14 protein-coding genes are annotated in these 12,575 nt (G+C 74.4%); 5 read left to right on the top strand and 9 right to left on the bottom strand.

Features of this window, described 5'->3' with window-relative positions:
• Positions 1-588, top strand: a 588-nt coding sequence (locus JWQ92_RS01745) for a PPK2 family polyphosphate kinase (protein ID WP_297342729.1), incomplete at its 5' end; no start/stop codon positions are given.
• Between the two features lie 42 nt (positions 589-630).
• Here JWQ92_RS01745 and JWQ92_RS01740 read toward each other — a convergent pair.
• From JWQ92_RS01740 to JWQ92_RS01730, 3 genes are all read right to left on the bottom strand, one after another.
• Positions 631-1,029 carry an SRPBCC family protein gene (locus tag JWQ92_RS01740; RefSeq protein WP_297342728.1) on the bottom strand — a complete coding sequence of 133 codons (399 nt, stop codon included), beginning with the start codon at positions 1,027-1,029 and terminating at the stop codon, positions 631-633.
• 92 nt (positions 1,030-1,121) lie between these two features.
• Positions 1,122-1,415, bottom strand: a complete 294-nt coding sequence (locus JWQ92_RS01735) for a DUF503 domain-containing protein (protein WP_297342727.1) — start codon at positions 1,413-1,415, stop codon at positions 1,122-1,124.
• A gap of 5 nt (positions 1,416-1,420) precedes the next feature.
• Positions 1,421-1,849: an SRPBCC family protein gene (locus JWQ92_RS01730; RefSeq protein ID WP_297342726.1), complete on the bottom strand. Its 429-nt coding sequence runs from the start codon at positions 1,847-1,849 to the stop codon at positions 1,421-1,423.
• Between the two features lie 74 nt (positions 1,850-1,923).
• On the opposite strand from JWQ92_RS01730, the gene JWQ92_RS01725 reads away from it, so the two are divergent.
• Positions 1,924-4,908 carry a DEAD/DEAH box helicase gene (locus tag JWQ92_RS01725; protein ID WP_297342725.1) on the top strand — a complete coding sequence of 995 codons (2,985 nt, stop codon included), beginning with the start codon at positions 1,924-1,926 and terminating at the stop codon, positions 4,906-4,908.
• Between the two features lie 88 nt (positions 4,909-4,996).
• Here the strand turns inward: JWQ92_RS01725 and JWQ92_RS01720 are convergent, their stop codons facing one another.
• Positions 4,997-6,058, bottom strand: coding sequence for a PLP-dependent aspartate aminotransferase family protein (locus tag JWQ92_RS01720; protein WP_297342724.1), 1,062 nt, complete (start codon positions 6,056-6,058; stop codon positions 4,997-4,999).
• Positions 6,059-6,135: 77 nt separating this feature from the next.
• Between JWQ92_RS01720 and JWQ92_RS01715 the strand changes: the two genes are divergently transcribed.
• The gene (locus JWQ92_RS01715) at positions 6,136-6,744 is read left to right on the top strand and encodes a GNAT family N-acetyltransferase (protein WP_297342723.1); all 609 of its coding nucleotides are present in this window, start codon (positions 6,136-6,138) and stop codon (positions 6,742-6,744) included.
• 25 nt (positions 6,745-6,769) lie between these two features.
• On the opposite strand, the gene JWQ92_RS01710 is transcribed toward JWQ92_RS01715, so the two are convergent.
• Together JWQ92_RS01710 and JWQ92_RS01705 are read right to left on the bottom strand one after the other, a co-directional pair.
• On the bottom strand, positions 6,770-7,420 hold the full coding sequence (locus tag JWQ92_RS01710; protein WP_297342722.1) for a histidine phosphatase family protein: 651 nt from the start codon (positions 7,418-7,420) through the stop codon (positions 6,770-6,772).
• A gap of 76 nt (positions 7,421-7,496) precedes the next feature.
• Positions 7,497-8,141: a hypothetical protein gene (locus JWQ92_RS01705; RefSeq protein ID WP_297342721.1), complete on the bottom strand. Its 645-nt coding sequence runs from the start codon at positions 8,139-8,141 to the stop codon at positions 7,497-7,499.
• Positions 8,142-8,372: 231 nt separating this feature from the next.
• Here JWQ92_RS01705 and JWQ92_RS01700 point away from each other — a divergent pair, with 231 nt between their 5' ends.
• Both JWQ92_RS01700 and JWQ92_RS01695 read left to right on the top strand, forming a co-directional pair.
• Complete coding sequence (locus tag JWQ92_RS01700) at positions 8,373-8,831, top strand: BLUF domain-containing protein (RefSeq protein WP_297342720.1); 459 nt, start codon at positions 8,373-8,375, stop codon at positions 8,829-8,831.
• A gap of 117 nt (positions 8,832-8,948) precedes the next feature.
• Entirely contained in the window at positions 8,949-9,338 is a 390-nt protein-coding gene (locus JWQ92_RS01695; RefSeq protein WP_297342719.1) for a DUF1304 domain-containing protein, read from the top strand.
• A gap of 91 nt (positions 9,339-9,429) precedes the next feature.
• Here JWQ92_RS01695 and JWQ92_RS01690 read toward each other — a convergent pair whose 3' ends face one another.
• The 3 genes from JWQ92_RS01690 to JWQ92_RS01680 form a co-directional block, all read right to left on the bottom strand.
• On the bottom strand, positions 9,430-9,918 hold the full coding sequence (locus tag JWQ92_RS01690) for a CoA-binding protein (protein WP_297342730.1): 489 nt from the start codon (positions 9,916-9,918) through the stop codon (positions 9,430-9,432).
• A gap of 206 nt (positions 9,919-10,124) precedes the next feature.
• Positions 10,125-11,456, bottom strand: a complete 1,332-nt coding sequence (locus JWQ92_RS01685) for an O-acetylhomoserine aminocarboxypropyltransferase/cysteine synthase family protein (RefSeq protein ID WP_297342718.1) — start codon at positions 11,454-11,456, stop codon at positions 10,125-10,127.
• Between the two features lie 178 nt (positions 11,457-11,634).
• Positions 11,635-12,132 carry a DUF4240 domain-containing protein gene (locus JWQ92_RS01680; protein WP_297342717.1) on the bottom strand — a complete coding sequence of 166 codons (498 nt, stop codon included), beginning with the start codon at positions 12,130-12,132 and terminating at the stop codon, positions 11,635-11,637.
• Positions 12,133-12,575 lie beyond the last annotated feature (443 nt).

The following is a 12,575-nucleotide window of genomic DNA, read 5'->3' as shown; positions in this document are numbered from 1 at the left end:
GTGATCGGCGCGATGGACCCGCAGGGCGTGCACCTGCACGCGTTCAAGGCGCCGACGGCCGAGGAGCGCGCGCACGACTTCCTCTGGCGCATCCGCGCGCAGCTGCCCGCCCCGGGGATGATCGGCGTCTTCGACCGCTCCCACTACGAGGACGTGCTCATCGCCCGCGTGCACGCGCTCGCGGCCCCGGAGGTTCTCGAGCAGCGCTACGGGCGGATCGCCGACTTCGAGCGGGAGGTGGTCGGGTCGGGCATCGCGATCGTGAAGGTGATGCTCCATCTCTCGCGCGACGAGCAGAAGAAGCGGCTCGCGCGCCGGCTCGACCGGCGCGACAAGCAGTGGAAGTACAACCCGCAGGACGTCGACGAGCGCGGCCGCTGGGACGACTACATGGCGGCGTACGAGCGCGCCATCCGCCGCACCACGACCCCCGACGCGCCCTGGTTCGTCGTGCCCGCCGACCACAAGTGGTACGCCCGCTGGGCGGTGCAGACCATCGTGCTGCAGGCGCTCCGCGGCATCGACCCGGCGTGGCCGGACGTGCCCTACGACGTGGAGGCGGAGAAGGCGCGACTGGCGGCCACCTGATCGGCACCGATCCCGGCGCCGTACGGGGAGGGGAAGCGCGGATCAGCTCGCCTCGAGCACCGCGCGCAGCCGCTCCAGGTCCTCGCGCACTGCCCGGGCATCCGCTTCGAACGCCTCGTCGGTCACGCCCTCGTCCCGCCGGAGGGTGAACACGACCTCGGCGTCCTCGCCGTAGGGCAGCACGCGCAGCGGGTTCGAGGTGCGGGTGCCGTCGGGGAGCACGACGTCGTGGTCGAGCACGCCGAGCGCGTTCGGCGGGACGAAGGCCACCTCCACGGCGCCCATCGGTGAGTCGGCGAACCAGCGGCCGCGCTCCTCGCGGATCCCGGATGCCAGCCCCGCCGCCCAGACGGGCAGATTCGCGGGATCGCCGGCGAACGCAGCGACCTCCTCGGGCGGGCGCCGGATCACGACGGCGAGGTGGAGCGAGTCGACGGGCATGGTCCAAGACTGCTCCTGCGCGGTTCGCGTCGCGATCCGTGCCGCTCAGGAAGCCGGGATTCGGCGGGCGTCGCGACGCGACGCGACCCGGATCAGTCGTCGCTCGACGCGAGGCCCCGACGCGCCGAGAGCAGCTCCGTCTCGGGGCGGGCCGCGACGAACCGTTCGATCTCGTCGAGCACCTCCGTGACGTGCCGGGCGTCCGCGGCGACGGCCGAGACGCCCACGCCGGCTCGGCGGTGCAGGTCGAGGGTCCCGACCTCGGCGGCGGCGACCGCGAACCGGCGCCGCAGCTCGGCGACGAGCGGACGCACGACGGACCGCTTGCCCTTCAGCGAGTGCACGTCCCCGAGCAGCAGGTCGAACTCGATCCAGCCGATCCACATGGCCGTCAGTCGTCGGCGACGAGACCCGCCAGCAGGTCGAGCGAGGCCGCCCAGTTCGCCTCGGCGTGCGCGGCCGCCTCCGTGCTCGGGTTGTTGTCCTGGACCAGGGTCACCCGCGTCCGCGACCCGACGGGTTCCAGGCGCCACTCGACCGCGTGGTAGTGCTCGGGGCTGTCCTCTTCGCCGCTGAGAGGGCTGAAGTGCGTCACCGCGAAGCGGGTCGGCTCCTCGATCGCGGTGATCTCGCCGTGGTCGGTGAAGGCGCGGCCCTCCCACGTCCCCGACCACGTGATCGCGGATCCGGCGCCCCAGTCGGTCTCGACCTGCGCTCCGAACATCATCGCGGAGTGCCGTTCGGGGGAGGTGAGCGCAGCCCAGACGGCCTCGATCGGGGCGTCGATGGTGCGCTCGGTGCGGGCGACGTGCTCCTTCATCCGGCCAGTGTGCTCCGGGATGCGCACCGGCGGAACGGTCCGCCGGCGTCGGGGACCCGTGCGACCATGCCGGGGTGCTCGAGCCCGCCCCCGCTGCCGACTGGCGCGACGCCGTCGGGCGGTTCCTCGTGCCGTCGCAGCCGGCGGTGGTCCCCGCGACCACGGCGCTCGGCCTGCGCTTCCAGCTGCGCCGGGTGCTGCCCCGCACCGCCGCCCGCTGGAACGGCCCCACCTCGGAGGCGCTGAAACGCGGCACGGCCGCCCTCGCCGCCGACGTGCGCCTCGGCGTGCGCCCCGTGCTCCGCACCGCGAAGGGCTGGACCGCCGGCGGCGTCACCTGGTCGAGCCTCCCGCATCAGCAGCACCGCCTCGAGCTCGACCCGGACCAGCAGGCGTGGTTCCGCGACTTCGGCGCCCTGCACCGCGCCGCGGTGCCACCCACCGTCGGGCAGGACCCGGAGTGGGCCGTGCTCGACGGCTTCGGCAACGCCCTGCTCTGGCAGCTGCTGGAGCAGGCGGCCGCCGCGGGCATCGCCCTCGTTCCCGGTGCGAGCCGCGGCTCCGTCCGCATCGGCGGCAGCGCCGCCGTCGAGCTCGACGTGCGGCACAGCGACGGCGCCCTCGTCGCCGCCCCGCGCCTCACGATCGACGAGGCGCCCGTCGACCTTCCGCGCGCGCGCCCGCTCGGCACCCACGGCGTCTACGCCTTCGACCCCGCGGATCCGGGCGACGTGCTGCTCGCTCCCGTCGCCGAACCGCTCGACGCGCAGGCCCTCGCGCTGCTCGCGACCCTCGGCTCCGACCCCGTCGCCGTGCCCGACCGCGACGCCGCCGAGTTCCTCGGGACCACCGTGCCGGCACTCCGGGAGCGGATCGAGGTGGTCAGCAGCGACGGCTCGGCCCCGCTGCCGCCGCCCGCCCCGCCCCGCCTGGTGCTGACCGCCGCGTTCGCGCCCGGGCACGTGCTGCGCCTCTCCTGGACGTGGGAGGCGGTGCGGGCCCGCCCGCCGGCGCTCGCGGACGTGCTGCCGCCCGGCACGGTGCCCGCCGGATGGCTCCCCGGCGAAGGCCCCGGCGCCGTGCCGGAGACCGTCGTGCTCACCGGCCTCGACGCGGCCGACGCGGCGTCCGACCTGCTGCCGCGGATCGAACGGCTGCCGGGCGTGCGGGTGCAGACGACCGGCGCGCGCCCCGACTACCGGGAGCTCACCGGGCCGCCGAGCCTCGCCATCACGACCGTGCTGACCGAGCGGCCCGACTGGTTCGACCTCGGCGTCGTCGTGACGGTCGACGGCCGCCGCGTGCCGTTCGCGCAGCTGTTCAAGGCGCTCGCGTCGAACCGCCGCCGCATCCTGCTCGCCGACGGCCGCCACCTCGCCCTCACGCACCCGGCGTTCGGCGAGCTGAAGGCGCTGCTCGAGGAGGCGATGGACCTGCCGGAGTGGGAGACCCGGCCGGCGATCAGCCGCTACCGCACCGAGCTCTGGGCGGAGTTCGAGGACCTCGCGGAGCAGGCCGAGCCGGCCGCCGAGTGGCGGCGGCTGCTGGCCGAGGCGCGCGGCGCGCCCGCACCGGTCGAGCCTCCCGAGGGGCTGCGCGCCGAGCTGCGGCCCTACCAGGCGGACGGGCTCGCCTGGCTCGCGTTCCTGCACCGGCACCGGCTCGGCGGTGTGCTCGCGGACGACATGGGGCTCGGCAAGACGCTGCAGTGCCTCGCCCTCGTGCAGCACGTGCGCGAGCGGACACCGGGCCCGCACCGGCCGTTCCTCGTCGTCGCCCCGACCTCCGTCGTGTCGAACTGGGCGGCGGAGGCGGCCCGGTTCACCCCCGCGCTCACGGTGCGCACCGTCCCGGCGACGGAGGCGCGCGGGCCGGCGGTCGCGGAGCTCGCCACGGGGGCGGACGTCGTCGTGACCAGCTACGCCCTCCTGCGCCTGGATGCGGAGGCGTACCAGGCGATCGGCCGGGACGGCGGCTGGGCGGCGCTCGTGCTCGACGAGGCGCAGACGGTGAAGAACGCGGGATCGCGGATCCACGAGGTCGTCCGCGACCTCGAGGCGCCCGTCAAGCTCGCCGTGACCGGCACGCCGCTCGAGAACTCGCTCACCGAGCTGCGGGCGATCTTCGACGTCGTCGCGCCCGGCCTGTTCCCGTCCGTCCGGCGGTTCGCGGAGGAGTACGTGCGGCCGATCGAGCAGCCGGCGCCCGGCATCACTTCGGGCGCGGGCGCCGGCGCGGGTCCGGCCGTCTCCGCGGGCCTCCGCGCCGAGCGTCTCGCGCGGCTGCGGCGCCGCATCCGCCCGTTCCTGCTGCGCCGCACGAAGGAGCAGGTCGCGGCCGATCTGCCGCCGAAGCAGGAGCAGGTGCTCATGGTCGACCTCGCGCACGCGCACCGCGCGCTCTACGACGTGTGGCTGCAGCGGGAGCGTCGCAAGCTGTTCGGGCTGCTCACGGACCTCAACCGCAACCGCTTCATCGTCTTCCGGTCGATCACGCTGCTCCGGCTGCTCGCCCTCGACCCGGCCCTGCTCGGCGAGCAGTACGCCGACACCCCCGGCACGAAGCAGGACGCGCTGCTCGAGCAGCTCGAGGACGTGCTCGCGGAGGGCCACAAGGCGCTCGTCTTCAGCAGCTTCACCTCGTACCTGCGGATCGTGGAGGCGCGGCTCGGGGCCGCCGGTGTGCGCACCGCGTACCTCGACGGGTCCACGCGCGACCGCGACGCCGCGATCCGCGACTTCCGCGAGGGCGAGGCGCAGGTCTTCCTGATCAGCCTGAAGGCCGGTGGATTCGGCCTGAACCTGGTCGAGGCCGACTACGTGTTCCTGCTCGACCCGTGGTGGAACCCCGCGGCCGAGGACCAGGCCGTGGACCGCGCGCACCGCATCGGGCAGGACAAGCCGGTGATGGTCTACCGGCTCGTCGCCGCCGGCACCATCGAGGAGAAGGTGATGGCGCTGAAGGCGCGCAAGGCCGCGGTCTTCGACGCGGTGCTCGACGACGACGAGCTGTTCGCCTCCACGGTCACCGCGGACGACCTGCGCGAGCTCCTCGCCTGACGCCCGCGAAGCGCTTCAGCAGGACGCGACGCTCGAGCAGGACGAGATCGGCTGTTCCGTCCTGCTGAGCCGCTCGGCGGATCCGCGGTCAGCGACCGCCGAGGGCCGCCTCGAGGTCCGCCCACAGGTCGTCGGGATGCTCGAGCCCGACGGACAGCCGCACGAGGCCCTCGGGGATCGTCGGCGCCTCCGCCGGCCAGCGGCGTCGCCGCTCGAGGGTGGACTCCACGCCGCCGAGGCTCGTCGCGTGCCGCCAGAGGCGCAGCGCCCCGATGAACCGGTCCGCCGTCGCCGCATCCGCGAGCACGATCGACACGATCCCGCCGAAGCCGGGGTACCGCACCTCCTCGATCGCGGGATGCCCGCCGAGCCGCTCGACGAGCACCTCCGCGCTCGCCTGCGCCCGCTCGAACCGCACCGGCAGCGTCCGGAGGCCGCGGAGCGCCAGGAAGGCCTCGAGGGGCGCGGGGATCGCGCCGCGCAGTGAGCGGATGCCGAGCAGCGCGTCGTACCGGTCGTCGTCCGCGACGACCGTCGCGCCCATCAGCACGTCGCTGTGGCCGGCGATCGCCTTCGTCGCCGCGTGCACGACGACATCGGCGCCCAGCTCGAGCGGCCGCTGCACGAGCGGGGTCGCGAACGTGTTGTCGACGACCACGAGGGCGCCTGCGCGCCGGCCCGCGGCCGCGATCGCGGGCAGGTCGGCGACCTCGAGCGCGGGGTTCGTCGGCGACTCGATCCAGATGCAGGCCGCGCCGGCCGCCGCCGCGATGACGGCGTCGGTGTCCGTGATGTCCACGAAGTCCACGGTGATCCGCCCCCGCTCGGCGGAGTCGCGCAGCTGCCCCATCGTGCCCGTGTAGGAGTGCCGGGGTGCGACGACGCGTCCGCGGGCCGGCACCAGGTCGAGGACCGCTGCGATCGCCGCCATCCCCGACGCGAAGGCGAGGCATCGGCCGCTCTCGAGGTCGCCGAGCACGTCCTCGAACGCGGTCCAGGACGGGTTCGCGTAGCGGCCGTACTCCGCGTCGCCGCCGGCGATGTAGGTCGACGCGAGCGTGACGGGCGTGTTGAGGGGCGCATCCGGGACCGCGGCGGGGCGGCCGCCGGTGACGGCCCGCGTCGTGATGTCGAGGTGCTGGTCGGGCATCGGGACTCCTTCTCGTCGGCCTCCATCCTTCCCGGTCGACGTTGACCGTTCCGACGGGTGGCTGGCACCCTCACAGGATGGACCTGCCCCTCCCCGACCTCGTCGCCGTGCCCGGCAACGAGGCGTCCTGGGCGGATGTGCAGGCCGTGTTCGGTCAGCGCGGCGGTCCCGCGGCCTGCTCGTGCCAGCGCTTCAAGGTGCCGGGGCGGATGCACTGGGAGGCGCCGCCCGAGGAGCTGCGCGCGCGCTTCCGCATGGAGACCGACTGGGGGAACCCGCACGCCGGGACCGCGGCGGGCCTCGTCGGGTTCCTCGACGGCGAGCCGGTCGGCTGGGTGGCCGTCGAGCCGCGGCTCGCGTACCCGTACCTCAAGCGGCAGCGGCTCGCCCTGCAGGAGCGCGGCGAGCGCCTCGAGGATCCGGGCGTCTGGTCGATCACCTGCTTCGTCACCCGGGCCGGCTTCCGCAGGCGCGGTGTGAGCAGCGCGATGCTCCGCGCCGCGGTGGGCCACGCGCGCGATCGCGGCGCGCGGGCGATCGAGGGCTACCCGATGCTCACCGAGGAGGGCGCGGACGTGCCGTGGGGCGAGACCCATGTGGGCACGGCCCGGCAGTTCGCGCGGGAGGGCTTCGTCGAGGTCGCCCACCCGACGCTGCGCCGCCTCGTGATGCGGCTGGAGCCCTGACCTTCCGCCGGGCCGGGCACGCGCGTCAGCGGCCCGAGCCGGTCGGGTCCGCGTCCGGGTCCGCCGGCGGCACCGGCTGCCCGACGGGCGCCTCGCGCCAGGCCCGCATCCGCCACGCGCCCGGACCGCCCTCGACGGCGACGATCGCGGTGTTCGGCAGCGGATGCGACGCGAGGAAGTCCTGATCGGCGCCCTCGACCGTCGCCGACCAGCAGCGGATCGCCGCTCCGTGGCTGGCCACGACCGCGTCCTCGACGCCGGTCGCCGCGATCTCGGCGAGCGCACCGTCGAAGCGCGCGAAGAACTCGTGGCCCGACTCGCCGCCCGGCATCCGCCGGCCGGTGTCGCCGGTCGCCCAGGCGAAGACGGTCTGCATGTACGCACGCTGCGCCTCACGGGTGCGCTCGCCCTCGAGGTCGCCGGCCCGCACCTCACGGAGCCCCGGCAGCACCGCGATCGGCAGCCCGCGCGCCGCCGAGGTCGGCGCCAGCGTCTCCTGCGTGCGCACGAGCGACGACGCCCAGAGCCCCTCGATCGGCTCGTCGGCGAGGGTGCCCACGAGGGCCGAGGCCTGCTCGCGCCCGAGGTCCGTGAGCGGCGGGCCGGGCTCGTCGGTGTCGAGCATGCCGTGCACGTTCGAGGGGATCTGGCCGTGGCGGACGAGGAGCAGGCGCACCCTTCCAGCCTCCCACGGCCGCTCCGGGCGTATGCCGCGAGGCGCATCCACGGGCCGCGGACCAGGACGGCCGGGATCAGCCCTGGTCGTCGCCGACGAGGGCGCGGAGCATCGTGCTGCTGAGCAGCGGGATGACGACCGTCGGCAGCAGGACGGGCAGCAGCAGGAGCTTCAGCCAGTCCCAGGCGGTGTTGCCGACGAAGCCGGTCCAGCCCAGCGGGACGGTGTAGCCCTCGACCACGAACCCGGCGAACACGAGCACGGCGAGGGCCGCGACCATCAGATGCTCACGGCGCACCTCGTCGGCGCGCACCCAGATCGGCGTCGCCGTCACCACGAGGGGCAGGAGCGTCAGCCCGAACCAGTCCCAGAGGGTCTTGGCGCGGAAGCCGGTCCAGACGAGCGGCACGAGGTAGCCGACGACGATGAGCAGGGCGAAGGCGGCGAGCGCCGAGACCAGGATCACGTGGTGGCGACGCCGGAGCCGGCGCCGGTGCAGCAGCAGAACGGGTGCCATGCCGAGCGCGAGGGGCAGCAGGAGGGCCTGCATCCAGTCCCAGAGGGTCACGGCCCGCGACAGCCCCGTCCAGCGCCAGCCCATCCCGTAGCCACCGACCACGAGGGTGACCACCACGACCGCAGCGACGACGACGACCCAGCGGCCCAGGGTGAGCATGCGGGCGCTCCGCGCCGCCGGGCCCGCCGTCCGCTCCGCCGTCATCCGTCCTCCTGCGATCGCGGACGATTCTGTCGCGGGACCCCGCCCGGGACCAGGGGCGCCCGCGTGCCGCGGTCCGTCCGTCGGCGCGCCCGTCCGGGAACCGACCTCTGCGCGGACGCTGCGCCTGGACGCGGGATGTCCCGGTCGAGCCCCAGTACGGGGCCTGGGGCGCCGGGCCGTCCTCCGGGAGCATCGACGTGCGCCGCCGACCGGGCGGCAGGAGGGAGGACCGTGTCTCAGACCGCGACACCGAGCCCCGAGGTCCGCACCGAGGCCGGAGCGCTGCTCTCGGTCGTCTACGCGAGCGCCGCGACCGCGCCGTTCGCCGAGGACGACCTCGCCGCGCTCCTCGCCCGCAGCCGCCGCAGCAACCGCGCCGCCGGCGTCACCGGGCTGCTCGTGCACGTCGCCGGCCGGTTCATGCAGGTGCTCGAGGGACCCGCGACGTCGGTGCGGCCGCTGCTGACCCGCATCGCCGCCGATCCGCGGCACAGCGGCGTGTGGGTGCTCGCCGAGGAGCGGATCGACCGGCGCCGCTTCGCCGACTGGGCCATGGGCTACCGCGCCGAGCGCGACCTCGCCCGCGTCCCCGGCTTCAACGGCTCCATCCTCGCTGCCGACGCCCGCGACGCTCCCTGGACGTCGGAGTCGCGCGCCTCCGAGCTCCTCGACCGCTTCCGCCGCCGCTGACCCGTGCGCGGGGCGGACGACGGAGTCCGTCCCGCGCACGACCACGCGGTAGCGAGGGGCGCGGCCGGTCCGCGGGTGCCGGACGGGATGCTCGCGCATTCCGCGGGAGGATGACGCATGACCGTCGTCGGGCTCGTCCTCGTGGCCTTCGCGGCCGCCGTCCACGGTTACGTCTTCGTGCTCGAGTCGCTTCGCTGGATGCGGCCGTCGACCCGCGCCGTGTTCGGCCTCGCCACGGAGGACGAGGCGGCGACGACCCGGCTGCTGGCCTTCAACCAGGGGTTCTACAACCTCTTCCTCGCGGTGGTCGCAGTCATCGGTGTCGTGCTGATCGCGTCCGGCGCGTCCGCCGCCGGGTATGCGCTTGCGATCGCCGGCGCGGGCAGCATGATCGGCGCGGGCCTGGTGCTCCTCGCATCGAGCCCGAACCTGCGGCGCGCCGCACTCGTCCAGGCGCTGCCCCCGGCGCTGGGGCTCGTCGCGCTCGGCATCGGCGCGCTGCGCTGACGCCCCTCCCTCGACCTCGACGGTCCCCACTTCCCTGCTGTGTCGAGCCGGCCATGGCCGCAGAACGTGGCAGCTGCCGGAGCGGGGCGGGCTACCGGATGGTCTTGCGTGCCGTGATCTGCCCCGTGTCGAAGCCCATGAGGTGCAGGCCGCCGTGGAAGCGGGCGTGCTCGATCTTGATGCAGCGGTCCATCACGACGGTGAGTCCCTTGCCCTCGGCGTAGCGGGCGGCGTCCTCGTTCCAGATGCCGAGCTGCACCCAGATCGTCTTACCGCCGATCGCGACCACGTCGTCGACGACGGACGGGATGTCGCTGCCCTTGCGGAACACGTCGACGATGTCGGGCACCTCCGGCAGCGAGGCGAGGTCGGGGTACACCGGCTGCCCGAGGATCTCGGTCGCCCGCGGGTTCACGAAGTAGACCCGGTACGGGCTCGAGGAGAGCAGGTAGGTGGCGACGAAGTAGCTCGATCGCGCGGCGTTCGGGCTCGCGCCCACGATCGCGACGCTCTTCGCCTGCCGCAGGATGCGGAGGCGGGTGCGGGCATCCGGCCCCTGCCACGTGCGCTGCGACTTCATCAGCTTCGCGAGCGGGCTCGACGCCGGGATGTCGCAGGTGAGGCCGTTCGACAGCGTGGCCGTCACCGTGTCGGTGGCGGGCGGGGTGCCCGCGCCGGGATGCAGGGCCGTCACGACGGCGCCGTCCTCCGCGCCGGCCGCGCCGCTCGTCGCCGTGCCCGGCCCCGCTGCGTTGTCGATGGACGCTGGGGAGATCGTGGTGTCGCTCATGCCGCCTGCTCCGCTGTGTTCTTCTTGCCCGTGCTCCCGCGCGGCGAGACCGCCGCGTCGAGCGCCTGGTCGAGGTCTTCGATGATGTCCTCCACGTCCTCGATGCCGACGCTGATCCGCACGAGGCCCGCCTGCACGCCCGCGTCGGCGAGCTGCTGCTCGGACAGCTGCGCGTGGGTCGTGGAGCCCGGATGGATGACGAGCGTCTTCGCGTCGCCGATGTTCGCGAGGTGGCTGGCGAGGTTCACCGACTCGATGAACCGCTGCCCGGCGGCGCGGCCGCCCTTCACCTCGAAGCCGAAGACGGATCCGGGCCCCTTCGGCAGGTACTTCGCCGCCCGCTCGTGGGCCGGGTGCTCGGGCAGGCCCGCCCAGGAGACGGACTCCACGCGGCTGTCCTGCGCCAGCCACTCGGCGACGGTGCGGGCGTTGTCGACGTGGGCCTGCATCCGGAACGGCAGCGTCTCGACGCCCTGCATGAGCAGGAACGCGGAGTGCGGGGCGAGCACGGGGCCGATGTCGCGGAGCTGCTCCGCGCGCAGTCGGGTGAGGAAGGCGAACTCGCCGAAGTTGCCGGACCACTCGAGGCCGCCGTACGTGGGCACCGGCGCGCCGAAGAGCGGGAAGCGCTCGCTGTGCCAGTGGAAGCGACCCGACTCCGAGACGACCCCGCCGAGGGTGGTGCCGTGGCCGCCCAAGAACTTCGTCGCCGAGTGCACCACGATGTCGGCGCCCCACTCCATCGGCCGCGACAGGTACGGGGTGGCCACGGTGGCGTCGATCATGAGCGGCACCCCGGCGGCGTGCGCCACGTCGGCGAGGCCCTCGACGTCGGCGACGTCGCCGGACGGGTTCGCGACGCTCTCCGCGAAGACCACCTTCGTGCGGTCCGTGATCGCGGCGGCGTAGTCGGCTGGATCCGAGGAGCGCACGAACGTCGTCTCCACCCCGAAGCGCCGCAGCGCGATGTCCAGCTGCGTGAGCGAGCCGCCGTAGAGCTGCGCCGAGGCGACGACGTGGTCGCCCGCGCCGGCGAGCGCGGCGAAGGTGATGTACTGCGCGCCGAGCCCGGATGCGGTCGCGACGGCGCCGAGGGCGCCCTCGAGGCTCGCGATGCGCTCCTCGAACGCCGCGACGGTCGGGTTCGCGAGGCGGCTGTAGATCGTGCCGTACTTCTGCAGCGCGAAGCGGGCGGCGGCGTCCTCGGTGTCGTCGAAGACGAACGCGCTCGTCTGGTAGATCGGCACGGCACGGGCGCCCGTCACGGGGTCGGGGATGTTGCCCGCGTGGATCGCGCGCGTGCGGAAGCCGTACTCGTGATCAGCCATGCCTCGACGGTACCCGCGGCTGCGGGGGAGCCCGGGCGGACGGTGACGCCGCGTGACGTCCGCCGCGGGATCGCGCGGATCCGGAGTTCCTGCGCGACACGCCGTGTGCGGGGCGCAGGTCGCGGCGTGTCGGCCGAGAACTCCGGAACGGCGCGATCCGGGGCGGGAACCGGGCGGGTCAGGCGACCGCGGCGGCGATCCGCGGGAACGACCGGTCGACGGTGTCCTCGTCGAAGGGGACGCCCTCGGGCTCGCCCTCGCGGGAGGCGTCGACCTCGTCCATCTCCCGGTCGAGGTCGCGCTCCTCGAGCAGGTCGAACGCCACGTACTCGAGCTCCTCGTTCTCGAGCTCGCTGCCGTCGAGGAAGTCCGCGAGCGCGTCCGGCTCGGTGAGCGCCGTCTCGACCGCGTCGCGGCCCTTGCCGATGAGCCATGCGCGGAAGTAGTGGAAGGCGTCGTCGCTCATCCCGCCCGTGGCGACGTACCCCGCTCCCCAGACCGCCCACTGGTTCAAGCGGGCGAGCTCCGCTTCGAACGTGCGGACGAATCCGAGCAGGTCCTCGTCGTCGAGCGTGCGGAGCAGCGCGGCGAGCTCCTCCGAGTCGGCGCTCGCGTCGGACGGGGCGGATCCGGGGCGCGCGGACTCGATCAGGTCGTAGAAGCGATCGGGGTGCACGGCGCGAGCGTACGGCGACGGCTGCGACGGCGACGCGGTTTCTCGGCCCGCATCCGGTCACGAGACCGATTCGAGACCTCGATGCGGGGTCCTCCGCTGCCGCTCGGTCGTTCAGCACGGACATCGCGGCGCGGCGGCCCGAGACGAGGGCGCCCTGGGAGGGCGGGGTCGCGCGCCGGTCGCCGGCGACGAGCAGTCCGTCCGCGAGCCGCTCCGGACGGCCAGGCCGCTGCCGCCGGGGCCGGGCGGGAAGCGCCTCCCCGCTGGTGCCCGCTACGGTCGAGCGGATGCCCCCGATCGTGCCGAGCAACCCCGTCTGGACGGAGGCGCTCGCCGCCGGCCGCGATCCCGGGCCGGACGCCGTCGCCGACGACCTCGTCGTGCTCGCCGTGCCCATCACGGCCGCGGCGGTGGTCGGCTCGACCCTCACCGCGGTGCTCCGG

This window comes from Amnibacterium sp. (assembly GCF_025463795.1).
In the GTDB taxonomy this organism is placed as follows: domain Bacteria; phylum Actinomycetota; class Actinomycetes; order Actinomycetales; family Microbacteriaceae; genus Amnibacterium.
This window is presented reverse-complemented; position numbering and strand designations above follow the sequence as displayed.

What these genes read in the sequence shown, in the direction of transcription:
- JWQ92_RS01735 (WP_297342727.1), bottom strand. Translation starts at nt 1,415, where the DNA reads ATGTGGATCGGCTGGATCGAGTTCGACCTGCTGCTCGGGGACGTGCAC.
- JWQ92_RS01705 (WP_297342721.1), bottom strand. Translation starts at nt 8,141, where the DNA reads ATGACGGCGGAGCGGACGGCGGGCCCGGCGGCGCGGAGCGCCCGCATG.
- JWQ92_RS01695 (WP_297342719.1), top strand. Translation starts at nt 8,949, where the DNA reads ATGACCGTCGTCGGGCTCGTCCTCGTGGCCTTCGCGGCCGCCGTCCAC.
- JWQ92_RS01715 (WP_297342723.1), top strand. Translation starts at nt 6,136, where the DNA reads ATGGACCTGCCCCTCCCCGACCTCGTCGCCGTGCCCGGCAACGAGGCG.
- JWQ92_RS01685 (WP_297342718.1), bottom strand. Translation starts at nt 11,456, where the DNA reads ATGGCTGATCACGAGTACGGCTTCCGCACGCGCGCGATCCACGCGGGC.
- JWQ92_RS01720 (WP_297342724.1), bottom strand. Translation starts at nt 6,058, where the DNA reads ATGCCCGACCAGCACCTCGACATCACGACGCGGGCCGTCACCGGCGGC.
- JWQ92_RS01690 (WP_297342730.1), bottom strand. Translation starts at nt 9,918, where the DNA reads ATGAAGTCGCAGCGCACGTGGCAGGGGCCGGATGCCCGCACCCGCCTC.
- JWQ92_RS01740 (WP_297342728.1), bottom strand. Translation starts at nt 1,029, where the DNA reads ATGCCCGTCGACTCGCTCCACCTCGCCGTCGTGATCCGGCGCCCGCCC.
- JWQ92_RS01730 (WP_297342726.1), bottom strand. Translation starts at nt 1,849, where the DNA reads ATGAAGGAGCACGTCGCCCGCACCGAGCGCACCATCGACGCCCCGATC.